We start from the raw sequence: 22,584 nt of genomic DNA, 5'->3' as shown, positions 1-22,584 counted from the left end.
ATTTTATTTATTATTGCTTTATTTACAAATAACAATGGGATACTTATTACTAAAAAAATATATAACCTTTCATTATTTAACCATTGAAATGCTCTTAAAAAAATACATACAAAGAAGGAGTATACAAAAATTCTAATGGACCAAACATCAATTTCATAATGGTAGTTTAAAAAGAATTTCTTCATATCATCGCCTCCTTTTTGTACATTATATGTGATATTTTTTCCTTAATCAATAGACAAATTGCTAATTTTTATCCCCTGCGTCTTGGGGCGCGGGGGCGATCCAAAATAATATATTTACCCAGGCAGCCGAGGGGCGTGCTGGTTCCCGATCCGAGTCTTGCGGAAAGGGGAAATACTTATGGATACATATGAAGAATTTATGATCATACTGGCTGTAGCCAACTTAATCGTATCAATTCTGAATTTGAAAAACAATAAGTAAGCCGCCCTGTATCTTGGTCGGATAGGACGGCTTACATAATGTAACTGTTTATTCACCGGAACGGGTAGCTTGCACCTACTCGTCGGCTGTCTTGTTAAGTATATTATAGCAAATATACTTTAAATGTCAACTGCCCCAGTGTTGGCGCACCTGAGCAGAAGTCAAACTAACAAATCGCATGTGCAGACTGTATAGTCTATCACTCCATGATAAAAAATGCAAATATTTTTTTTAAAGTATTGATTTTTTACCGCAATGGGCATATTATATAAGAGTAACGAAAGTTACTAAGTATGAACATACCCCTAGCGGTAGTCCTCCCACTATAAGGGATACGACGAGGCTTGGGGTATTTTATTGGGAGGAAATGTATTATGGAAACTAAAAGAACTTTCGATAGGCATCCTGTCAGAACAGCCATCTTGGTCGACGGTGGATTCTATAGAAAAAGAGCAAGAACTTTATGGGGGAATAAATCTCCTTCTGAAAGAGCAGATGAATTAAATGACTATTGCTATCGTCATTTAATAGACAATTACGAAAACCGTTATTTATATCGTATTTTCTACTATGACTGTCCGCCAAGTGATAAAAATACATATAACCCTATCACTCAAAAGACAGTTGCATTAAGTAAAACTCCTGAATATGCTTGGATGACAGAGTTCTTAAAGGAATTAAAACATCACAGAAAATTCGCTTTACGCATGGGACGAATAAGCGAAACTCAAGTACATTATTCTCTTAAATCCGAACCTACTAAGAGATTACTTCGTGGCGATATACAGATTTCTGATATTACGCAAGATGATTTAGAGTTAAACCTCGAGCAAAAAGGCGTAGATATACGTATTGGCGTAGATATATCATCTCTAGCTTTTAAGCACCAAGTAAATCAAATTATTCTCATATCCGGAGATAGCGATTTTGTTCCTGCTGCTAAACAAGCCCGGAGAGAGGGAATTGATTTCATATTGGACCCGATGCGCTCCACTATAAAGGATGATCTCTTTGAGCATATCGATGGAATCAGAACCCCAAGATTGCCACAAAAAAAAGAGTAGAGTTCACATGTAAATAACTTAAAACCGCCCCGGTACGCCAATACCGGAGCAGTTCTAGCACAATCCGTAGATTATGCGGTGTTCTCTCACAAGAATATTGTATCATCTTCGGTGCAGCCGCACAATCCAGAACATTTGTGCGCTGTTATTTTTATACACATTTTTTATGCTATTTTTGAATAAAATCAACCGAGGTGATGTAATGAAAACTAAATATGGATATGGCTATGTACGCGTTAGCACAGACAAGCAGGAAGAACTTTCTCCCGATTCGCAGTCTAAACTTTTAAAAGATTTCGCCCATAAAAACGGAATCATTTTACTGAACATATTTTTTGAAATCGGGGTTTCTGGCCGAAAAGCCGAAAAGCGTCCGGAGTTCCAAAAGATGATCGCCCTGGCAAAATCAAAGGATCATCCTGTTGACAGTATCCTTGTATGGAAATTCAGCCGATTTGCCCGCAATCAGGAGGAAAGTATTGTCTACAAGTCTCTTTTAAAGAAAAAGCATAACGTTGATGTTATCAGCGTTTCAGAGCCTCTGGTAGACGGTCCGTTCGGTTCTCTGATCGAGCGTATTATCGAATGGATGGATGAATACTACTCTGTCCGATTGTCGGGCGAAGTCACAAGAGGAATGAAGGAAAAGGCACAGCGTGGAGGATACCAAGCCCGCCCGCCGTTAGGCTATCGTATAGTGGATCGTGGAGAACCTCCCGTGATCGTACCGAAAGAGGCTGAGATCATAAAAATTATATTTGACAAATACGCGAATGAGCATTGTGGTATTTTTGATATAGCACGCTATCTAAATTTATGCGGTTTTAAGACGTCTCACGGCAAACCATTTGAACGTCGTTCTGTCGAATATATTCTTCAAAACCCGACTTATTGCGGAATGATTCGTTGGAACCGTACGGTAAATGAAACCAACGAAATACGCCCAAAAGACGAATGGATTATCACAAAAGGCCTCCATCCGGCCATCATATCAGAAGAACTATTTAACAAGGCAATGTCGCGCTATGAAAAAGAATATATATCAAAAGGCTCCCGCCCTTCCAGTACATACAAGCATTGGCTGTCTGGCCTTGTAAAATGCCCGTCCTGCGGGAGGACAATGATTGCAAAGACAATTAAGGGCAGCGCACGTACTTATGTGTATTTTACATGCTATGGCTATTCAAAAGGAAAATGCCTGCTAAATAATTCTGTCAGTTCGTTGAAATTAGAGCCAGCCGTTTTGCAATCTGTAAAAGACGTGCTCGATTCACACAGAATTGTATATCGCTATGTCAAACCAAAAGCGGAAGAAAGTACAGATCTGTCTGCAATCCTAAAAGAGCAGCTAAAAAAATCAGACGAGAAGCTGGATAGGATTAAAGAAGCTTATCGGAACGGCGTTGATACATTGGCGGAATATAAGGCAAGCAAATTGATCATAGCCGCTGAGATCGAACAAATCAAAAAGCAGCTAGAGGAAGTCGAAAAGACTATCGATGTGCCATCAAATGATGATTCGATCATGTTGGATCGCGTACGAAATGTCTATGAGATCATCTCATCAGATGTCATAAATAATACGACAAAAAATGAAATTTTGAAAAGTGTAATAGAAAAGATTGTATATGATCGTGATTCTGATGAATTGAAAGTGTATTACTATTATACGCCGGAACCCTTGTAAATACTGGGTTCCGAGCATTTTGTATGTTGTTGCAAAAAGGTCATCCAATTCGGACATGTGACTTTACGCCCGTCGCAGTACTGTGTCAAAATAGGCTGCCGTACATTTGGACGGGAAAGATAATTGGAAAACAATTCATCTACAATGACCGAGATTGTGTCATAGATATTTCGTTCCGGTATCCATTTATGATCGAATGCCGTGGAAGATGTAATTGTAAAATCATACCCTTTATTCCGGTACCATTCCGTATAGACACGGTTCAACGTAAAGGACATGATCGCAAGCACATTTGCCCTGATCGTATCGGCAGGCCAAGTAGCGTAAATCTCACTGGATGCCACATTCTTGATATAATCCTTGTATCTGACATAATAATTTTTCGCCGTACTGTCTCTTGGCGAGCCGTCATGCACGACGATATACTCCGGGATCACCACTCTGCTCAATACGATCTCCCCTGTTTCATTGACCGGTTTGATCTCCTCTTCCGCAATTTTGGGCGGATATTCTGCATACAGTGTATGTGCCGGTATCACAAATATATTTTCTTCTTCCGTTCCCTCTGCGCTTGGCTTCAACTGTACATTCTGAATCGCCTTCACATCAGCTAGTATTTCTGCCCCTGAAATACTTACCGGTTCAAAACCAGGAGCACTGACATTCAGTGTGTATTCCGCATACGGCTGTATATCACTGTTCTCATTCAGGCTGTACTCTGCCGGGGGCGCGTCAAGCTCGATCGTTTCTGTCTGCCCGGATAAGTCCGTTTCAAGCTGTTCCAGCGTATTTCCCGGAACTCCCGTATAAGAAATAGAAATTCTTGCTCCGGAGACAGGATATGCCGTTATCTGCGATGTAACATTGATCTGCAGACGTCCTTTTCCTCCAGCCGCATTTTCATTCTGCATCATTTTTATCTGACTCATGTCATTCCTCACAACAAGGCTCTCTCCTAACTATATGCGGCGCTGTCTGCTTTCGGAACTAAAAACTCTATTTTAAATAAAAAGATTTCTTATATCATTGAACATCACAAACACCATTAATAGCATCAAAAGAGCAAAACCGGCAAAATGCACCATTCCCTCTTTGTCCGGCGGTACTCTTTTTCCCCGTATCGCCTCCACGATCAGAAATACAAGCCTTCCACCGTCCAAGGCCGGAATAGGAAGGAGATTCATGATGCCTAAATTTGCAGTCACTAAAATCCCGATATTCATCAGATTCAATATGACTATTTTCAAACCTGCATCCACGGACTGCTGATACGTAGTATCCACAAAATCTACAATCCCAACAGGACCAGAAAGTTCACGCATACCTACCTGTCCTGTGACAAGCATTCGAAGACAGTCCACTGTATAATCCACCCAGTACTTTACCGTATACGCCCCATACTGCACGGCACCAAAAAAACCTGGACGCACAGATTCGCCGCTGTTCGTCACGCCTAACTTCTTATACATATCTTCCGCAAGCTGGCGAAGTTCTAAAGTCACTGTATATTCTTTTCCATCTCTTTCATAGACGATTTCTGCTTCTTCCTCCTGTGCATGTGTCATATTGTAGAGACTGATCTCATTCCAGAGATGAATATTCTTTCCATTGATCTCCTTGATGACATCCCCCTGCTGTATTCCCGCTTCATAAGCGGCATATCCAGGTTCTACAGAGTCCACAACAGGCGGCATATATCCCACCCATGCCACCACGATCGTACACAGGATCCATGCCAAGATCAGATTGAATACCGGTCCTGCGACAATAACGGACATACGCGCCCAGACGGATTTACTGTTAAAACTGCCTTCTGACAGATCATCCACATCATCTTCCCCCATCATGCAGGCGCCGCCAAACGGAAGCAGCTTCAAAGAAAATTTAGTGCCATGAAATTCCTTGCCAAATAAGGTCGGTCCCAGTCCCAACGAAAATTCATCTACACGGATCTTATTTGCCTTTGCAAGCAGAAAATGTCCCAGTTCATGGATAATGATGATCCCGCTGAACAAGAGTATTGCTATAATAATTCCCATAAACTACCACCTATTTTTAATAAATTCATATGTTTCTTTTTCCGTATTTAGTATTTCTTCTACTGTCGGTGACTCTATATTTTTATGCTGTTCCATGCACGCCGCGATGATCTCTGGTATCTGAAGATACTGGATCTTACGTTCTAAAAACAGCGCGACAGCCTTCTCATTCGCCGCATTAAACACAGTAGGAAGGGAGCCGCCCTTTCTCCCCGCTTCATAAGCAAGTTTCAATCCATAGAACGTTTCCATATCCGGTTCTTCAAATGTGATCTGTGCCAGTGTTTTGAAATCCAGCCTGTCTCCTGGAAGGTATCTTCTCTCAGGATAATACAAAGCATACTGGATAGGAAGCTTCATATCCGGCGTTCCCAGCTGAGCGATCACTGCCCCGTCTGTATACTCTACCATCGAGTGAATAATACTTTGCGGCTGCACAACGACTTGTATTTTCTCCACCTGTACGTCAAACAGCCATTTTGCCTCTATCACTTCCAATCCTTTATTTACCATAGTAGATGAGTCGATCGTGATCTTTCTTCCCATTTCCCAGTTCGGATGCTTCAAAGCGTCTTCTACCTGTATATCCACAAGTTCTTCTCTCTTTTTTCCTCTAAACGGTCCTCCCGAAGCTGTCAGCAAGATCTTCTCCAATTCTTTTTTACGATTTCCCTGCAAAGACTGGAAAATAGCACTGTGCTCACTGTCTACCGGAAGAATAGATACACCGTGTTCTCTGGCAAGCGGCATGATAATATGCCCTGCCGTCACCAAGGTCTCCTTATTTGCCAGCGCAATGTCCTTTCCTGCTTTGATTGCTTCTATCGTAGGCAGAATTCCAATCATGCCTACAATCGCCGTCACCAGGATCTCTGTATCCGGCATCGCCGCTGTTTCCAGCAGTCCATCCATTCCGGATACAATACGCACATCCAGATCTTTAACTTTCTCTTTTAGTTCTTTCGCCTTCTTTTCATTCCATACGGCAGCCAGCTTAGGACGAAACGTCCGTATCTGTTTTTCCAACAGGGAAATATTGGAACCTGCTGCCAGTGCGCACACCTCAATGTCTCCATTATATTCCGCCACTTCCAGTGTCTGTGTTCCAATGGAACCTGTAGAACCTAAAACTGCTATTTTCTTCATCTGTTTATACCTCCTACAAAAGGACGGCCAGACAATAAATGATCGGGGCCGTAAAAATCACACTGTCAAACCGGTCTAAAATACCGCCATGTCCCGGTATCAGTTTCCCATAATCTTTAATGTTGTGCTTTCTCTTGATCGCAGAGGCTGCTAAATCTCCGATCTGAGAGACAGCCCCCCCTGCGGCTCCTATGACAGCATAGGAGATAACATTCACCTCCGCGCCGCCGAAACGATTGACCAAAAGTCCATACACTACGCCAATGAGTGCTGCTCCTACTATACCGCCAACGCCGCCTTCTACAGATTTTTTCGGACTTAAGATAGGTGCCATCTTATGTCTGCCGATCAGCATGCCAACACAATATGCACAGGTATCGCACCCCCATGCGCAGATAAAAATAAGCCATACGGTGAATACACCGCCCGGCAGTATCCTAGTCTGATAAATAAAGGACAGCATAACGGAGAGATAAAACACACCAAAAAATGCCGCCATCACCTGTTCTGTCCTATATTTCGGATAAGTAAATACCATTACTGCCATTAAACAGATGAGCAATGCTACGAACAGTAATAAAAATACATCTGCCGCATGTCCCTTCATAAGCGGCTTTACATACAATGCGGCATAATACAGGATTGCAAACACATAGCCACATAGCCCCAGCGGTTCTTTTTGTATCTGAAATACCCGGTATATTTCCGTCATGCCGATCAAACTGATCGCCAGCACGACCCCGAACAAGATCTCGCCTCCGGAAATCACCGTAATGAGCGCAATGATCACCAATAGTATTCCACTTAACAATCGTGTCTTAAACATCCTGTTCCTCCTTTATTCCCCCAAATCGCCTGTCTCTGCTATTATACTGTTCAATTGCCTTTTCCAATTCCTGTTTTGTAAAATCCGGCCAGGGAATATCCGTAAAATAGAATTCTGTATAAGCCAACTGCCACAACAGAAAATTGGACAGACGCTGCTCTCCGCTTGTACGTATCAGCAGATCCGGATCTGGAATACCGTGTGTATCCAGATACGACTCATACAGATTTTCATCAATCTTCTCCGGATCCATTTTACCTTCTGCACAGTCCTTCGCCAGTTTTTGGATTGCCCGTGTCATCTCGTCACGACTGCCATAATTGAGCGCGATCGTAAAATTAAGTCCGCCGTTATTTTTACTTGCCTCTTCCAGCTCACGTATTCTTCCCTTTATATCGTCATCTAACGGTTCAATATCTCCGATCACCCGGATCTTCATATCATTCTTTTCCGCGGTTTTCAGACATGTTTTCATATAATTGCGCAAAAGCGTCATCAAAGCGTCTACTTCACTTTGTGGACGTTTCCAATTTTCTGTGGAAAACGCGTATACCGTCAGATATTTGATTCCCATGCGCCACGCTTCCTCACAGATCTTCTCCACATTCTTGCTTCCCTGAGCGTGTCCATAATTTCTCGGCATTTTCTTTGCCTTTGCCCACCGGCCGTTTCCATCTAAAATAATCGCCACATGTTGTGGTACATTCATGATCATTTCCTCCCAAATCGGATGATTCGTAAAAAAAGGGACTGCAAGTAGATTGTACTCAAGCCCCTCTTCTTCCATATATAATCGTTATACAGTAAGCACTTCCTGTGATTTTGTCTCCACTGCCTTATCGATCTTCGCAATATATTTGTCTGTCAGCTTCTGCAGTTCGTCTTCCAAATCCTTGATCTCATCCTCAGAAACTTCACTGCCTTTTAATTTCTTAAAGGCATCATTTCCATCTCTTCTGATATTACGGACAGCCACCTTTGCCGCTTCTCCTTTTTTCTTCACATCTTTTACTAGTTCTTTTCTTCGTTCCTCTGTCAGTTCCGGAAATACCAGACGGATACAGGATCCGTCATTTGTTGGATTGATACCGATATCAGAAGTCAAGATCGCTTTCTCTATCTCTTTTAACATACTTTTTTCCCAAGGCTGTATCTGAATCATCCGAGCCTCCGGAACAGATACGTTGGCTACCTGCTGGATCGGAGTCGGCGCTCCATAATATTCCACGCTCAGTTTATCCAGCACATGCGGATTGGCACGTCCGGCACGGATCGTTGCCAGTTCTCCGTTTAAGTTATTCACACTTTTTGTCATCTTTTCATCATACACGTTTAATTTTTCATTCATTTCACAAGTCCTCCTATACTGTTACCTTGGTTCCATTAAAGTTCCCATTTATTGTATTTACGATACTGTTTTCCTCACCAAGCCCAAACACAAGCATGGACATTTTATTTTCCATGCATAAAATAGACGCAGTCATATCGATCGCCATCAGTTTCTTATCGATCATCTCCTGAATGGTAATCTCCGTATATTTCTTCGCCTCCGGGTTAAGTTTCGGATCGCTATCATAGATTCCGTCAATCGCTTTTGCCAGAAGCATAGTGTCCGCCTCTATTACGATCGCTCCCAGAACTGCCGCTGTATCTGTGGAAAAATATGGATGTCCTGTTCCACCCGCAAGGAAAATAACCTTACCGCTCTCCATGGCCTCCAGTGCCGCGTCTTTTGAAAATACAGATGTGAATGCTCCACAGATAAATGGGGTAAACACCTCTGTCTTCATACCCGCGAATCTGAAAATATCAGAAACATATATACAATTCATAACGGTCGCAAGCATCCCGATCTGATCTGCTTTCGTCCGATCGATCGTCTCACTTGTCCTTCCTCTCCAGAAGTTTCCTCCTCCTGTCACGACTGCGACCTGGATCCCTTCCTCTACAAGCTTTTTTACCTGACGGGCAACACCCAGACAAGTTTCCTCATCAAATCCGGTCTTCTTCTCTCCGGCAAGCGCCTCCCCGCTTAATTTCAGCAATACTCTTTTCATTTTTCCGGCTCCTTTGATTCTATCTTCTCACTGCGGCACACTGCTGTTACCTAAATTGAAGTATAACATAACTTTTCCATTTTGTCATGTACATATCCTGACGAGCGTTCATCTGTCATCACTGTAATCTTATCTCCTGCCAAAAGGATCGTTTTGCCTCGTGGTATCCGCTCTTTTCCGTCTCTTAAAAGCGCTACGAGCAGACAATTATCCGGCCACTCTATCTCCCGTACCATCCTCTTTTCTACACAGGAACCACTCATAATGACAAAATCGGAAAGCACTTTCTGCTGGTTTACTTTCTTGTCCCTCTCATGTACCTGATTTGGCCCCTCTAATATCCGTTCCAGAAGACTGTCATAAATAGGCGGCGATTTCAGCAATGTCGCCGCAATATATGCACTGACAGATACAATCGCAAGAGACAGCATCTGATTTACGGACCCCGACATCTCAAAAAGCAGGATAATGCCAGTGAGGGGCGCACGCACGACTGCTGTAAAGAACCCCGCCATTGCCAGCAGAACAAAATTATTCATATAACCTACGTCCAATCCCAAAAAAGACTCCGCTGCCATGGCAAAAATACCACCGATAAAAGCCCCCAATATCAGGAGCGGAAAGAAAATCCCTCCGGGCGCGCCGGAACCAAAACTGACCGCTGAAAACAAAAATTTTATTACCAGTGTCAAGACGGCTGTTCCAAGCAAGATTTTCCCTGCTGTCAGATCTTCGATCAGACCATGTCCGCTCCCCAGCACAGATGGCATAACAACTGCCAGCAGCCCTGCTGATAAAAAGGCGATCACAAGTCTTCCTGTCGCTGTCAGGCATGCAGCTTTTTTATATAATTCCTGCGCTTTTAACATGCCCCAGTTATAAAAAACTCCCGCCGCGCCTAAGATCACTCCAAGCAATAACAACAACCAGTAATACTTCTGCGGCAGGACATTTTCCAGCTGAAAAGTAAACACCGGCTCTAATCCAATAATATGAGAAACCATATAATCTGCCGTAACAGAGGCTGTCATAACAGAAATCAGAATGGAAACAGTAAACCCTTTATGTACCTCCTCCAATGCGAACATCATACCCGCCAGCGGTGCATGAAACGCCGCCGAAAGTCCTGCGCTTGCTCCACATGTCATCAGATATTTTTCTTCTGTCCTTCCCCTGTCTAAAATATCTGAAATCCCCTTTCCTGCCATAGCGCCCAACTGAATAGAAGGTCCTTCACGTCCGAGAGAAAGTCCGCCCAATAAACACAAAAATCCCCCTATGAATTTTGCCGGCAGTACTTTCTTCCAATTCTGCGTAAGTTTCCCCTGTATCTCCCCTTCTACCTGGGGAATCCCACTTCCGGAGATCATCGGCTCCCACTTAATGAGACGCCCTGTAAGAACTGCCAGCACAAGCAGCACGGCAAACCAGCCTGCCATATACAGCGGTGTTCTGCCTGCCATTTCAATGGCTTTATCAAGACCTTGTGCTGCATACTCAAGCGCCATTCTGTACAACAGGACGATCAGTCCGCCTACTGCCCCTGTAAGCAATCCTTCCGCGATCAGGATGACCGGAAAATGCTGTGCCCGTCTTAATGTATGATTTGTATCTTTTCTAACCTTCTTTTTCTTCATGTTTCTCCTTCATGATCCGCCAATACATCCTATAAGATCCATATAGAAAACAAAACCGTGATGATCCCGCAGATACCAATAGCAAGCCCACTCATAGCGCCTTCCACCTCTCCTAATTCAATTGCTTTCGCAGTACCTATCGCATGGCTGCTTGTCCCAATAGCCACTCCTGCGGCAACCGGATCTGAAACTTTAAATACCCGCATAAAAACGGGCGCCAAAACGCTTCCCAAAATCCCCGTAAAAATAACCGCTATCACCGTTACCGGAACGATCCCGCCATGGGGCTGCGCAATACTGACTGCGATAGGTGTAGTCACCGACTTAGGAAGCAGGGAAACTGTCAGCAGACAAAAAAAATAATTCCAATTTGTTTTATGATCTTCAAACTGTATCTCCATCCCCCTATATTCTTTTTGCAAAATCACGTTGTGTTCTGTCTTTTCCTTTTTTTCTCCATGATCTTTCTTAGACTTTCTTCATATGGCGCTCTGCAAATACCATATTCTGTAATGATTCCTGTGATCAACGTGTGATCGGTAACATCAAATGCGGGATTGTAGCATTTTACATTTTCCGGAGCCATTGGTTTTTCATAATATTTCCTTTTTATTTCCTCTTCGTCTCTTAATTCGATCTCTATATCGTCTCCGCAGCGACATTCTATATCTATGGTAGAAGTAGGTCCAAGTACATAAAAGGGAATCCCATAGTATTTTGCCAAAATCGCCACCCCGCTTGTCCCTATTTTATTGGCCGTATCTCCATTCATCGCGATACGGTCACAGCCTACGAAACAGGCCTGCACCCATTTTTTCTGCATCACGCTGGAAGCCATATTATCGCAGATTAATGTAGTATCTACGCCCGCCTGCTGCAGTTCATAGGCCGTCAGTCTGGCTCCCTGCAGAAGGGGTCTTGTCTCATCTACAAACACCCGGAAATGCATACCTTTTTCTTTTCCCAGCAAAATGGGTCCCAATGCTGTTCCATATTGGGATGTCGCCAGAGGACCGGCATTGCAGTGCGTCAATATTCCGTCCCCTTCTTCGAGCAAAGTCAGACCATAACCGGCGATAGTTCTGCACATCTTTATATCTTCCGCCTGGATCTTCCTGCTTTCTTCTCCAAGCAGCTCTACAATCTGCACAGTCGAGCATTGACTGTTTTCTGTCACGACCCGCCTCATCCTTTCCAATGCCCAACTCAGATTCACCGCAGTAGGACGAGAACTTTCCAGATATTTCATATATCCAGTAAAGGCTTCATAAAATGCATCGTATTCTTGATCTACTATTTTCTGACTCAGGCAATATATGCCGTATGCCGCAAAGATACCGATAGCCGGCGCTCCCCGTACCTTCAGATGAAATATCGCATCATACATATCTTCTAAAGTATCTATCTCCAAATATTCCGTTTGATTTGGCAGTTGGGTCTGATCCAAGATGATCACTTTCTTTTTATCACTGCTTAATTTTATATTTTCCATTCTGCTGCTCCTGTTTCTTAATTTAGACATTTTCTAAAGCGTATCACGCATACAACAGATTATCAATAAAAATACCAGAAAAACATTGACATTTTAACATATTTGATCTATGATATGTATGATTTCACACTTTAAACAGATAAAATTTTACAGCATGAAGTTAAACTACTAAATCACATACCTTTTCGGACGCGTTGCGGCTTAAGCCTTATAAGCCGGCGGTCTGCGCCCGATAAAATAGCATTTTGATACAAAGCCGGAGGGAACAAACAATGATTATCGTATTAAAACCACACACCAGTGAAGAAAATATCAACCGGGTAGAACACCAGATCAAAAAAAGAGGACTGGATACCCATATCGTCCGCGGTACAGAGATGACGATCATCGGCTGTATCGGAGATACCACTTTGATCGACTCACGGCTCTTTGAGGTCGATTCCTGCGTAGACAAAGTCATGCATGTGCAGGAACCCTATAAACTTGCCAACCGCGCTTTTCATCCAGAAGACTCCGTCATAGACGTATCCGGGGTAAAAATAGGTGGCGGACATATGGGACTGATCGCCGGGCCCTGCTCTGTGGAAACTTTTGAACAAGTACTTTCCATTGCTAAAGAAGCCAAGGCTGCCGGCGCTAATCTCTTAAGGGGCGGCGCTTTTAAGCCCAGAACAAGCCCCTATTCTTTCCAGGGTCTCGGACTCAAAGGGCTGGAAATTCTCTGCGCTGTAAAAGAAGAGACCGGACTGCCCATTGTCACAGAATTAATGTCCGCAGAATATCTGGATATTTTCAACGAAAAGGTGGATTTGATCCAGATCGGCGCCAGAAACATGCAGAATTTTGATCTTCTCAAACAACTGGGACAGGTAAAACGCCCGATTCTCCTCAAGCGAGGATTAAATGCGACTTATGAAGAATGGATCATGTCTGCGGAATACATCATGGCATCTGGAAACGAAAATGTCATCTTGTGTGAACGCGGCATCCGTACTTTTGAAACATTTACCAGAAACACGCTCGATCTGCAAAGTATTCCCGTCCTGCGCAAAAAAACCCATCTGCCTGTTGTCATTGATCCAAGCCATGCCGGCGGAAAGTGGTGGCTTGTAGAACCGATGGCAAAGGCTGCTGTAGCAGCCGGGGCAGACGGTCTGATGATAGAAGTACATAATGACCCTGAAAATGCGCTCTGTGACGGCGCACAGTCATTAAAACCTGCCAAATATGACAGCCTTCTCAAACAAATCAAACAAATCGCACAGGTTGTCGGAAAAATCGTATAATATGTCCCCCTGCCCGCCATCTGACGGCGCAGGGGCTTTTCGGATACAGACAATAAAAAGCAAAGGAGATCACTATGGAATTAACAGTCAATTTGGGGAAAAACAGTTATCCTATCCTGATAGAAGACGGTATTCTTACACATGCAGGAACGCATATCGCAAAAATTTTCGGCGGAGAAAAGATTATGATCATCTCGGATGACAATGTCTTTCCACTCTATGGAAAGGCACTTCTTGCTTCCCTGTCCGATTATGAATGCCACTCTCTTGTACTCCCGCATGGAGAACCTACGAAAAGTTTTCAGACTCTTCCTTCGATCTATTCTGCCCTGCTGAACGCAAAACTCTCCCGCAGCGATCTTGTGATCGCCTTGGGAGGCGGCGTGATTGGCGATCTGGCTGGTTTTGCAGCGGCAAGTTATCTGCGCGGCATAAAATTTGTGCAGATCCCTACTACTTTACTTGCGCAAGTAGACTCCTCTGTAGGCGGAAAAACCGCCGTTGATCTCCCGCAGGGAAAAAATCTGGTAGGCGCTTTTTACCACCCTAAAATGGTACTGATCGATCCTACGGTTCTTAAGACGCTTCCCCCACACTTTATCAGTGACGGGATGGGAGAGGTCATCAAATATGGATGTATCAAAGATGCCGCCCTGTTTCAGACGCTGCGGTCCTGTTCTTCTTTTGCAGAACTCACCCCGCAGCTGGTGTCAATCATTCATCGCTGTGTAGACATCAAAAGAATCGTAGTGGAAGCAGACCAATTCGACACCGGGGAACGGATGCTTTTAAACTTTGGACATACCCTTGCCCATACCATCGAACAGTATTATCACTACAAAAGAGAAAGTCACGGAGAAGCTGTCGCCATCGGCATGTATCAAATCTGCCGTATAGCAGAAGAACAAGGGCTGACTGCCCCCGGCTGCGCTGCTTCTATCCGGGAAGTACTCGATATATACGGACTGCCGCATGCATGTTCTCTGCCTGCAGAAACACTGACAGATGCCATGCAATTAGATAAGAAGAATTTAAACGGCAATCTGCACTTAATCTTACTGCATGAGATCGGGAACAGCTATATTTACCCCACAGATACACAATTTTTTCAGAAAGCAGGAGGACTTTAAATGTTACGTTTTGGAATTTTAGGAGAACATCTTCCCCATACCCTCTCCCCTGAACTACATGCAGATTTTTTCCGCCAGCAGGGGATCGATGCCGTCTATACCGTCTTAGAACGTTCAAAAGAAGACGTTGTCCATATTTTAGAAGAAATGAAAGAACACCAGATCACCGGGATCAATGTCACGATTCCTTACAAAGAGACTCTGTATCATATGGTCGATGTGGTAGATCCCCATGCCGAGCAGATCGGCGCCATCAATACGGTCATGCAAAAGAACGGCATGTTCTATGGCTACAACACAGATTATCTGGGCGCTGCCAGCATGTTTCATAAGGCCGGCGTATCCATCAAAGGGCAAAAAGTCGTCCTCTTAGGATCCGGAGGCGCCTCCAGGGCATTGATCTATGCCATGCATATAGAAGGAGCTTCTAAAATCACAATCGCTGCCAGAAACGAACAGGCAAAGCAAGCACTAAAAGACCAATTTCCCTATATCCAGACCTGCGATTTGGACAAAATCCCCGCCGGAGACATTCTGATAAATACTACCCCGGTCGGCATGTATCCAAAAACCGGAGTCAGTCCTGTCCCTTCTTCTGTATTCCAATATTTTTCCGTCGCCGCGGACATTATCTATAATCCGTTCATAACTGAATTTCTCCGCCTTGCACAGCAGGCGGGGCTGCAGATCATCACCGGCCTTATGATGCTGGTAGACCAAGCCATCGCCTCCGAAGAGATCTGGCTTGACAAAACTTTAGATTATACAATGGGTACAGAACCTCATGACCGCCTGGCCAGAAGATTTCTTTAGATGAGCGTCTGTGGGGGCTTTTTCTCCTAAACAGCGGTTTTCCAGCAAAGTCCCCACCATATCACTGACAGCTTTCTCGTTTATTCTATCAGGCCATACTGTTTTAACGCATGGTAAAGTCCATCGTCCTCTACATTTTTCGTCACAAATTCTGTATGTATATCCAGAACCGGATCGTGCGCTCCCATCGCCACCGCATGTCCGGCATATGCAAACATGGACAGATCATTGCTGCTGTCCCCGAATACATAGGCATGTTCCTTATCTATCTGAAATTTCTTCAGCATATATGCACAGGCGGTCGCTTTAGAAAAATCTTTCTGTATGATCTCATATGCGTATCTGCCGCGTTCCAGAACCTCCATGTCCTCCGCAATAAAAGCAAAAAACTCTTCTGTTTTGCTTTTCTCATCTGCATAGACAAACAGCTTGTCGTATTCAAAATCTCCCGTTTCCATATATTGTTCCTGCCCGATCCCTGCCCGGTGGAAATACCGTCTGGTGCTTTCCAACGGTTCAAAACGCGAAATACGTTCAGGAAGATAATTATCCTCCGTCCCTTCCGCGATTCCCTCTACATTACAGTCAAACATCTTCTTTATAATCTTTCGTCCTCGTTCTTTGGGAAGCGGATGAGCAAACAATACTTCGTCTCCGTATAAAAGGCAGGTCCCGCATCCACAGAGATAACCGTCAAAGGGGAACCGCCTCAGCTCCGGCGGAATACCGCACAGCGTCCTTCCTGTATTAATAAACAGCAAATGTCCCTTTTTCTTTGCACTATGCAGCGCTTCCATAGCACTTTGTGGGATCTCATGCGTTTTTTCACTCAAAATCGTACCGTCAATATCAAAAAATAAAATCGATCTTTCCATTTTATCCCTTCTCCTGCTCTTTAAGACTTCTGGTTATCCTTTCTCACTTTACCATTCTTTTTTCTGATTGTCTATAGAACAACTGTCCGCAGCCATGCATAAATACGTATCTTTATACATAGAATATAAAAAACAGTATCCCGGACATAAAAATGCCGGATCTAAGGTATCCTATGCATATTTCTTTTCCATCACGCCGTTTGATCAGACGATCAGTCGGTATTCTACTTCTTTTTGCCGCCGCTTTTTTTGCCGGCACTACCCTCGGAAAACTGACTTCGCCCATCGTTCTTCCTGCCTCTTCAAATGTAATCCCTGCTTCTGCAGAGGGAAACTGGGGGTTAAGTTTTCAGGAAGAAGGACAGCCGCCTGCTGCCAATGCCTCTTTTGAAGAATTAAAGCAATATGACGCGTATTACGCACAGGATACCGATGAAAAAGTGCTCTATCTGACTTTTGACGCTGGTTATGAAAATGGGAATACTGAACCAATCTTAGACACTCTAAAAAAACATGACGTGCAGGCTGCTTTTTTTGTCGTCGGCACATATATCGAATCCGAGCCGGAATTGATCAAGCGCATGGTCGCAGAAGGGCATATGGTAGGAAACCATACCTATCATCATCCTGATATGTCTTCAATTTCTACTATGGATACTTTCAAAAAAGAACTGGAAAGTGTAGAAGAAGCCTATGAAAATGTAACCGGTAAGAAAATGACAAAATATTATCGTCCTCCCGGCGGAAAATATAATGAGGCAAACCTGCGGATGGCGCAGGAGCTCGGCTACAAAACCTTCTTTTGGAGTCTTGCATACGTAGACTGGCGCCAAGACGATCAGCCATCAAAAGAAGAAGCCTTCGACAAACTTCTAAACCGGATACATCCGGGCGCGATCGTTCTTCTGCACAGCACTTCTGCAACCAACGCCCAGATACTCGACGAACTCCTTACAAAATGGGAAAAACTAGGCTATACGATAAAACCTCTGGAACAGCTTGCCGGCTGATCCAGAGGTTCTCTTTAATTACTCGTTTTAAATTTTTTCTTCATCACATAAAAATAAAATGGTACAAGCGGAATCAAAGCCGCAATCCACGCCGCCGGATCCGACAGGCAGACACCTGCAAAACCGGATCGCCCCGAAACAAGCAGGACAATCCCTGCTCTGGCAGCCAATTCAAATACGCCTCCCAACATGGGAACCAATCCATATCCCATTCCCTGCAGTGTATTTCGGTACAGAAAAATACAGCCCAAAAATGGGTAGCACCATGCTGCCACTTTAAAATACGTTACCGCCGCCTGTATCACCTCTGTTTCGGAACTGTCTATGAATAAAAGCACCATATATTTGCCAAGCGAATACACGCAGAGCATCATCACCAGGCTCCATCCCAGTATCATCCATTGCGTACACCGTACCCCCCGTCGAACACGTTCCATCTTTCCCGCTCCTCTGTTTTGTCCCACAAAAGTAGCAACCGTCGCGCCAAATGATACAAATACAGTGGAAATGATATTCTGCAATTTACTTGCAGCTGAGAATCCTGCTATATATACCGCGCCATATACATTGACTGCCCCCTGCACAATGATCGTCCCAATGGCTGTGATCGAGAACTGCAATCCCATCGGTATCCCCAGTCCTAACAATTTCTTTATACTGGATGCAGAAAAGCGAAAATTTTCCCGTTCCAAATGCAGGATCGGAAATTTCTTCATGATATAAACCAGACACAAGACAGCAGAAATCCCCTGTGCGATCACCGTTGCATAGGCACATCCTTCCACACCCATGTGAAACTTCGCAATAAATAGAATGTCCAGCGCCACATTGACAGCCGCAGAGATCATCAGAAAGTACAAGGGTGATTTTGAATCTCCCAAAGCACGCAGCACAGCCGCCAGAAAATTATACGCAGCAGTCACACACAATCCTGCATAGATCACACCCATATAAGCACCGATATCTCCAATCAGCTCATCCGGAGAATGCATCAGCTGTAAAAGCGGTATATTCGCTATTTCGAATCCAATCGTCATGATGACTGCGAACACGCCCATCAGACAAAGAGATATTGCCACAAAATGCCGCATCTGTTCCGGCTTTTTCGCGCCAAAACTCTGCGCTACCAGAATAGCAAAACCACTCGCCAGGCCATTGAGCCAGCCTGTCACGAAAAACATGAGAGATGCCGTCCCTCCTATCGCCGCCAATGCATCCACACCGATAAATTGTCCTGCTATGATAGAATCAGCCAGATTATATAACTGCTGAAATATGTTGCCCAGACACATCGGTATCATAAAACGCACGATTAATTTTGCTGGGTTTCCGACTGTCATATCATTTGTCATATCTGCCTCCGTTCTCAAAAAAAGATATGCCTTTCAATGGAAAAGCATATCCTCTGTTTCTACTTACAACGTGATTTATTATACAAAAAGCAGCGGTATTTGTAAAGATTTTTTCTTCTCTTAAAATCTTGCTAACGTTTTACCCTTCTTTTTTTCGTCTTTCATGTACAGTATAAAAATGTTATAGTCTATACACCGCTTCCTTACAAGTAACTTTCATAAAAAGTATGTCTTCCAGCAGCTATACAGTTTATGTAAATTATGTTATGTTATTGTAAGTGTGGTTTCTGTGTTTGAAAACACATTGTATATGCATCCTGCATTTACAAAACTTCTGCTTTTATAACAGAAAATAGTTAGAAAGGGCTCGGTATCTATGAGTAAAAATATTAACCTTCTAGAAGGAGATATTCTTCCTTCTCTTACAAAACTTGCCTTTCCCATCATGGCGACTTCTCTCGTACAGATGGCTTACAATATGACAGATATGATCTGGATCGGAAGGATCAGCAGCAATGCAGTCGCCGCAGTCGGAGCGGCAGGTATGTATATGTGGTTTGCCAATGGTATCGCCACGCTCTCCCGCATAGGCGGACAGATAAAAGTCGGACATTCTATCGGAGAAGGCCGCCTTAGCCTTGCCGCATGCTACGCAAAAAACGCCTTGCAGCTGACTGCTTTTCTCGGTGTTTTATACGGGATCTTCTCTATCCTTTTTCAGAGAGCACTGATTGGTTTTTTCCGCCTCAACAGCCCTGCTGTCATCAAAAATGCAGAAATCTATCTTATGATCACCTGCGGTCTGGTCCTATTTTCTTTTTTGAATCAGGCTTTTACAGGAATCTTTACGGCTCTGGGCAACAGCAAAACTTCTTTCCTGGCGACTGCCGCAGGTCTGGTGATGAATATTGTCCTAGATCCGGTCCTGATCTTTGGTATCGGGCCTTTTCCTGAGATGGGTGTTGCGGGCGCGGCTATTGCAACGGTACTGGCTCAAATGATCGTAACTGCTATGTTTCTTTTGTCCTGCCTAAAAGATAACTCTCTTTTTCCGCATGTACATATCCTAAAGCGCCCTGATCTTCCGATCATACGAGAACTGGTACGCCTTGGTCTTCCCACTGCTGTACAGAGTATGCTCTTCTCCGGTATTTCCATGGTGATCGCCCGCATCATCTCTGGCTTCGGAGACGCCGCTATCGCAGTCCAAAAGGTAGGCTCGCAAATCGAGTCGATCTCCTGGATGACATCCGAAGGTTTTGCCGCTGCAGTAAATTCTTTTGTAGCACAGAATCATGGCGCCAAAAATACATCTCGTGTCCGGAAAGGATACCGCTGTGCCATGGCTGTGGTCCTTTTATGGGGTGTTTTTACGACTTTTGTATTATTTGTTTTTCCGGAGCCAATATTCCGTATCTTTATTACAGAAAAGGAACTTCTCCCTATGGGCGTAGATTACTTGAAGATCTTGGCCGTATCCCAGCTTTTCATGTGTATGGAGATCACGACAGCCGGCGCTTTCAACGGATTGGGCCGTACCATCCCCCCTGCTGTAGAAGGCATCTTATTGACTGCGGCACGTATTCCCCTTGCACTTTTGCTTATTATGACCCCTCTTGGACTGAATGGGATATGGTGGGCGATCACTATTTCCAGCATACTAAAAGGCGTCGTCTTATTCACCTGGTTTTTACTCTATATGAAAAAACATCTATCCCGCAGCCCGCAATGACCATATCCACTTTTCTTATGATCCCGCCAATTTTTCTCCCAGTTTTTCACACTTCGCCAGACCTTCGTCATCCGGCATTTCATTACAGATCACTCCCTTACTTACCAGCCGGATCCCCTCCTTCCTGCATCTCTCTTCCCAACTTCTCATCCATTCTCCATCTCCCCATCCATAAGAACCGAACAGCGCGATTTTCTTTCCAACAAGAGAACCCACGCAGGAGTCAAACAGGGGTTCAAACTCACTTTCTTCCAAGACCTCATCTCCCATAGCCGGGCAGCCAAAAGCCACTCCGGCGTATTCTTTTAACATATCCACATGGAATTCATCGCAGGAATATAATACACCTTCTGCCCCTGTATTCTGAATCCCTGACAAAACCGCCAACGCCATTGCCTCCGTGTTTCCCGTTCCACTCCAATATACAACTGCTATTCTGCTCATTTTATTCCTCCTAAAAAATTTATAGACAATATCAATACGTCCGGGTATCTGATCTGCTTGTCTTGCTTTCCCCTCTTTTTAAGTTAGATATAACTAACTTATATAGTCAGTATATTTCGATAGACAGCATATGTCAAGACATATAATGAGAACATTTCTCATTACCCCTTCTATTCGTATCCATTAAAAATATAAGACACACTATGTTTTTATCTACGTATGTAAACTAATTCTGTCATTCCATTATAGGAGCGAATGTTCACTAATTTTAATTTTCTCTCTTTCCTGCTCTTTCCGAACAAGCGAATGCCGGAACCTAAAAGCGTAGGAAGCACAGTGATATAATAGCAATCTATCATATCTTCTTCCACCAATTGCTGTACCACATTTGCACCGCCACATATCCAGATTCCTTTTCCATTTTCCTGCCTGAGTCTTTTCACTAATACAGCCGGTTTTGTATCTGCAAAGCGTATCTTTTCTGTAGAATCTCCTACTCTATGCGTGATCACATAAGTAGTAAGATCTTCATATACCCACTGGTCAGGTGAAAGTTCTGTCACAATCTGGTGATAGGTATTCCACCCCATGATCACAGTATCTATTTCTTTTATAAATTCTGAATAGGAATCTACATTTTCTATATCTTCGCTCTGTCCTTCCAGCCATTCTACCTTTCCCTGCGAATCCGCGATATAGCCGTCAAGGCTCATGGCAATAAATAAAGTAACCTTTCTCATCCGTCTATTTTCTTCCTTTTATATACATTCTTATCATACTTGGTTCATCCTGCCCTTGTACCATACATAAAAATTTCTTATTCTATGCGCACATTGACTGGCCTCACTGTAAGTTTCCCATCGCCTTCTACGATATACCATTTTCCCCGTTCGAGCTGGATCGTACCTCCGCTCCCAGGAGTAATGTATCCTATTGTATATGTTTCTTGGCTTTCTATATCTGTAAATACAACATCTGTATCAGAGGTACCTGTAACTTTTACGGTTTTATGAACCGGCTGTATCTGTTCATGTTTCCTTCTCCCTTCACCTGAAAGACGGAAAGTATGGTTTCTCACATATCTCTGATAACTTATTCCCATTATCACGACAGCAAGGGGAATTGCTATCCACAACGCTCGTTTTACTCTTTTTTTATTCATGATCGGAGCCTCCATAATTTTCTTTCATCATATTTTGCCTTTTCTTCTTTTGAAGCCGTATTATTTCATTTTAGAGGCACCTCCGCAACTTCAAATCCCAGTTTGTTTATTTCTGCCATTCTATCACATTTCCTAGTCTTTAGCATTACTTTTCTCAAAAATAATTTAAGGACATATTGTACTTACACAATATGCCCTCAATCACTCACAGCATTCCCTTTTTTAACAACAACTAAGTTCCTCGTTAAGAGGTTGGGTAAATTTCTTTACCCAATACCCTACCCAATCTGTACCCAAAATAGCACGATATTTTGTAAGATTTTACAGTAGTTTATAACACTTGTCAAAATAGCCAGAAACCGCTTAAATACGCTATTTAATTCGC

The 22,584-nt window shown here is 43.6% G+C and carries 21 protein-coding genes and 1 pseudogene; 7 read left to right on the top strand and 15 right to left on the bottom strand.

Annotated elements, in window-relative coordinates; genetic code table 11:
* Positions 1 to 821: 821 nt before the first annotated feature.
* Both BN3282_RS08595 and BN3282_RS08590 read left to right on the top strand, forming a co-directional pair.
* Positions 822 to 1,511, top strand: coding sequence for an NYN domain-containing protein (locus BN3282_RS08595; RefSeq protein ID WP_059068349.1), 690 nt, complete (start codon positions 822 to 824; stop codon positions 1,509 to 1,511).
* Positions 1,512 to 1,713: 202 nt separating this feature from the next.
* A complete protein-coding gene (locus BN3282_RS08590; protein WP_059068347.1) occupies positions 1,714 to 3,198 on the top strand; it encodes a recombinase family protein in 1,485 nt (494 codons plus the stop codon).
* Positions 3,199 to 3,236: 38 nt separating this feature from the next.
* Here BN3282_RS08590 and BN3282_RS08585 read toward each other — a convergent pair.
* The 10 genes and pseudogenes from BN3282_RS08585 to mtnA form a co-directional block, all read right to left on the bottom strand.
* A pseudogene (locus tag BN3282_RS08585) lies at positions 3,237 to 4,127 on the bottom strand (carboxypeptidase-like regulatory domain-containing protein); the annotation flags it as partial.
* A 72-nt stretch (positions 4,128 to 4,199) separates the two neighbouring features.
* Positions 4,200 to 5,237, bottom strand: a complete 1,038-nt coding sequence (gene rseP, locus BN3282_RS08580) for an RIP metalloprotease RseP (protein ID WP_059068345.1) — start codon at positions 5,235 to 5,237, stop codon at positions 4,200 to 4,202.
* Between the two features lie 3 nt (positions 5,238 to 5,240).
* Entirely contained in the window at positions 5,241 to 6,383 is a 1,143-nt protein-coding gene (locus BN3282_RS08575) for a 1-deoxy-D-xylulose-5-phosphate reductoisomerase (RefSeq protein WP_059068343.1), read from the bottom strand.
* Positions 6,384 to 6,396: 13 nt separating this feature from the next.
* Positions 6,397 to 7,209, bottom strand: coding sequence for a phosphatidate cytidylyltransferase (locus BN3282_RS08570; protein WP_059068341.1), 813 nt, complete (start codon positions 7,207 to 7,209; stop codon positions 6,397 to 6,399).
* Entirely contained in the window at positions 7,202 to 7,918 is a 717-nt protein-coding gene (locus BN3282_RS08565) for an isoprenyl transferase (protein WP_059070345.1), read from the bottom strand. Before BN3282_RS08565 ends, BN3282_RS08570 begins: the two co-directional genes overlap by 8 nt.
* 87 nt (positions 7,919 to 8,005) lie before the next feature.
* The gene (gene frr, locus BN3282_RS08560) at positions 8,006 to 8,557 is read right to left on the bottom strand and encodes a ribosome recycling factor (RefSeq protein WP_059068339.1); all 552 of its coding nucleotides are present in this window, start codon (positions 8,555 to 8,557) and stop codon (positions 8,006 to 8,008) included.
* 13 nt (positions 8,558 to 8,570) lie between these two features.
* Positions 8,571 to 9,266 (bottom strand): UMP kinase, encoded by a 696-nt coding sequence (gene pyrH, locus BN3282_RS08555; RefSeq protein WP_059068337.1) that lies wholly within the window; start codon positions 9,264 to 9,266, stop codon positions 8,571 to 8,573.
* 50 nt (positions 9,267 to 9,316) lie between these two features.
* The gene (locus BN3282_RS08550) at positions 9,317 to 10,903 is read right to left on the bottom strand and encodes a ClC family H(+)/Cl(-) exchange transporter (RefSeq protein ID WP_059068335.1); all 1,587 of its coding nucleotides are present in this window, start codon (positions 10,901 to 10,903) and stop codon (positions 9,317 to 9,319) included.
* Between the two features lie 29 nt (positions 10,904 to 10,932).
* Positions 10,933 to 11,304: an LrgB family protein gene (locus tag BN3282_RS08545; protein WP_082667570.1), complete on the bottom strand. Its 372-nt coding sequence runs from the start codon at positions 11,302 to 11,304 to the stop codon at positions 10,933 to 10,935.
* 23 nt (positions 11,305 to 11,327) lie between these two features.
* On the bottom strand, positions 11,328 to 12,395 hold the full coding sequence (gene mtnA, locus BN3282_RS08540) for an S-methyl-5-thioribose-1-phosphate isomerase (protein ID WP_059068333.1): 1,068 nt from the start codon (positions 12,393 to 12,395) through the stop codon (positions 11,328 to 11,330).
* Positions 12,396 to 12,667: 272 nt separating this feature from the next.
* Here mtnA and aroF point away from each other — a divergent pair, with 272 nt between their 5' ends.
* The 3 genes from aroF (at position 12,668) to BN3282_RS08525 (ending at position 15,624) form a co-directional block, all read left to right on the top strand.
* The gene (gene aroF, locus BN3282_RS08535; protein ID WP_059068332.1) at positions 12,668 to 13,681 is read left to right on the top strand and encodes a 3-deoxy-7-phosphoheptulonate synthase; all 1,014 of its coding nucleotides are present in this window, start codon (positions 12,668 to 12,670) and stop codon (positions 13,679 to 13,681) included.
* A gap of 74 nt (positions 13,682 to 13,755) precedes the next feature.
* The gene (gene aroB, locus BN3282_RS08530) at positions 13,756 to 14,811 is read left to right on the top strand and encodes a 3-dehydroquinate synthase (protein WP_059068330.1); all 1,056 of its coding nucleotides are present in this window, start codon (positions 13,756 to 13,758) and stop codon (positions 14,809 to 14,811) included.
* Positions 14,812 to 15,624: a shikimate dehydrogenase family protein gene (locus BN3282_RS08525; protein WP_059068328.1), complete on the top strand. Its 813-nt coding sequence runs from the start codon at positions 14,812 to 14,814 to the stop codon at positions 15,622 to 15,624.
* Positions 15,625 to 15,704: 80 nt separating this feature from the next.
* On the opposite strand, the gene BN3282_RS08520 is transcribed toward BN3282_RS08525, so the two are convergent.
* On the bottom strand, positions 15,705 to 16,499 hold the full coding sequence (locus BN3282_RS08520) for a Cof-type HAD-IIB family hydrolase (RefSeq protein ID WP_059068326.1): 795 nt from the start codon (positions 16,497 to 16,499) through the stop codon (positions 15,705 to 15,707).
* Between the two features lie 173 nt (positions 16,500 to 16,672).
* On the opposite strand from BN3282_RS08520, the gene pdaA reads away from it, so the two are divergent.
* On the top strand, positions 16,673 to 17,509 hold the full coding sequence (gene pdaA, locus BN3282_RS08515; protein ID WP_059070343.1) for a delta-lactam-biosynthetic de-N-acetylase: 837 nt from the start codon (positions 16,673 to 16,675) through the stop codon (positions 17,507 to 17,509).
* 14 nt (positions 17,510 to 17,523) lie between these two features.
* Here the strand turns inward: pdaA and BN3282_RS08510 are convergent, their stop codons facing one another.
* Complete coding sequence (locus tag BN3282_RS08510; protein WP_059068324.1) at positions 17,524 to 18,861, bottom strand: MATE family efflux transporter; 1,338 nt, start codon at positions 18,859 to 18,861, stop codon at positions 17,524 to 17,526.
* A gap of 376 nt (positions 18,862 to 19,237) precedes the next feature.
* On the opposite strand from BN3282_RS08510, the gene BN3282_RS08505 reads away from it, so the two are divergent.
* Positions 19,238 to 20,593, top strand: a complete 1,356-nt coding sequence (locus BN3282_RS08505) for an MATE family efflux transporter (RefSeq protein ID WP_059068322.1) — start codon at positions 19,238 to 19,240, stop codon at positions 20,591 to 20,593.
* Between the two features lie 15 nt (positions 20,594 to 20,608).
* Here the strand turns inward: BN3282_RS08505 and BN3282_RS08500 are convergent, their stop codons facing one another.
* The 3 genes from BN3282_RS08500 to BN3282_RS08490 all read right to left on the bottom strand — a co-directional run bounded on the left by BN3282_RS08500 (position 20,609) and on the right by BN3282_RS08490 (position 22,199).
* Positions 20,609 to 21,037 (bottom strand): flavodoxin, encoded by a 429-nt coding sequence (locus tag BN3282_RS08500; protein ID WP_059068320.1) that lies wholly within the window; start codon positions 21,035 to 21,037, stop codon positions 20,609 to 20,611.
* A gap of 209 nt (positions 21,038 to 21,246) precedes the next feature.
* Positions 21,247 to 21,777, bottom strand: a complete 531-nt coding sequence (locus BN3282_RS08495) for a dihydrofolate reductase family protein (RefSeq protein WP_059068319.1) — start codon at positions 21,775 to 21,777, stop codon at positions 21,247 to 21,249.
* A 77-nt stretch (positions 21,778 to 21,854) separates the two neighbouring features.
* Positions 21,855 to 22,199, bottom strand: a complete 345-nt coding sequence (locus tag BN3282_RS08490) for a hypothetical protein (RefSeq protein WP_059068317.1) — start codon at positions 22,197 to 22,199, stop codon at positions 21,855 to 21,857.
* Positions 22,200 to 22,584: the final 385 nt, after the last annotated feature.

It is taken from the genome of Mediterraneibacter massiliensis (genome assembly GCF_001487105.1).
Taxonomy (GTDB): domain Bacteria; phylum Bacillota; class Clostridia; order Lachnospirales; family Lachnospiraceae; genus Mediterraneibacter; species Mediterraneibacter massiliensis.
This window is presented reverse-complemented; position numbering and strand designations above follow the sequence as displayed.

Bases quoted from the DNA above. Each gene is read 5' to 3' on its own strand.
- BN3282_RS08510 (WP_059068324.1), bottom strand. From the start codon at position 18,861: ATGACAAATGATATGACAGTCGGAAACCCAGCAAAATTAATCGTGCGT.
- pyrH (WP_059068337.1), bottom strand. From the start codon at position 9,266: ATGAAAAGAGTATTGCTGAAATTAAGCGGGGAGGCGCTTGCCGGAGAG.
- BN3282_RS08575 (WP_059068343.1), bottom strand. From the start codon at position 6,383: ATGAAGAAAATAGCAGTTTTAGGTTCTACAGGTTCCATTGGAACACAG.
- BN3282_RS08505 (WP_059068322.1), top strand. From the start codon at position 19,238: ATGAGTAAAAATATTAACCTTCTAGAAGGAGATATTCTTCCTTCTCTT.
- mtnA (WP_059068333.1), bottom strand. From the start codon at position 12,395: ATGGAAAATATAAAATTAAGCAGTGATAAAAAGAAAGTGATCATCTTG.
- BN3282_RS08565 (WP_059070345.1), bottom strand. From the start codon at position 7,918: ATGAATGTACCACAACATGTGGCGATTATTTTAGATGGAAACGGCCGG.
- BN3282_RS08590 (WP_059068347.1), top strand. From the start codon at position 1,714: ATGAAAACTAAATATGGATATGGCTATGTACGCGTTAGCACAGACAAG.
- BN3282_RS08500 (WP_059068320.1), bottom strand. From the start codon at position 21,037: ATGAGCAGAATAGCAGTTGTATATTGGAGTGGAACGGGAAACACGGAG.
- pdaA (WP_059070343.1), top strand. From the start codon at position 16,673: ATGCATATTTCTTTTCCATCACGCCGTTTGATCAGACGATCAGTCGGT.
- BN3282_RS08570 (WP_059068341.1), bottom strand. From the start codon at position 7,209: ATGTTTAAGACACGATTGTTAAGTGGAATACTATTGGTGATCATTGCG.
- aroB (WP_059068330.1), top strand. From the start codon at position 13,756: ATGGAATTAACAGTCAATTTGGGGAAAAACAGTTATCCTATCCTGATA.
- frr (WP_059068339.1), bottom strand. From the start codon at position 8,557: ATGAATGAAAAATTAAACGTGTATGATGAAAAGATGACAAAAAGTGTG.
- BN3282_RS08525 (WP_059068328.1), top strand. From the start codon at position 14,812: ATGTTACGTTTTGGAATTTTAGGAGAACATCTTCCCCATACCCTCTCC.
- BN3282_RS08545 (WP_082667570.1), bottom strand. From the start codon at position 11,304: ATGGAGATACAGTTTGAAGATCATAAAACAAATTGGAATTATTTTTTT.
- BN3282_RS08520 (WP_059068326.1), bottom strand. From the start codon at position 16,499: ATGGAAAGATCGATTTTATTTTTTGATATTGACGGTACGATTTTGAGT.
- aroF (WP_059068332.1), top strand. From the start codon at position 12,668: ATGATTATCGTATTAAAACCACACACCAGTGAAGAAAATATCAACCGG.
- rseP (WP_059068345.1), bottom strand. From the start codon at position 5,237: ATGGGAATTATTATAGCAATACTCTTGTTCAGCGGGATCATCATTATC.
- BN3282_RS08595 (WP_059068349.1), top strand. From the start codon at position 822: ATGGAAACTAAAAGAACTTTCGATAGGCATCCTGTCAGAACAGCCATC.
- BN3282_RS08495 (WP_059068319.1), bottom strand. From the start codon at position 21,777: ATGAGAAAGGTTACTTTATTTATTGCCATGAGCCTTGACGGCTATATC.
- BN3282_RS08490 (WP_059068317.1), bottom strand. From the start codon at position 22,199: ATGAATAAAAAAAGAGTAAAACGAGCGTTGTGGATAGCAATTCCCCTT.
- BN3282_RS08550 (WP_059068335.1), bottom strand. From the start codon at position 10,903: ATGAAGAAAAAGAAGGTTAGAAAAGATACAAATCATACATTAAGACGG.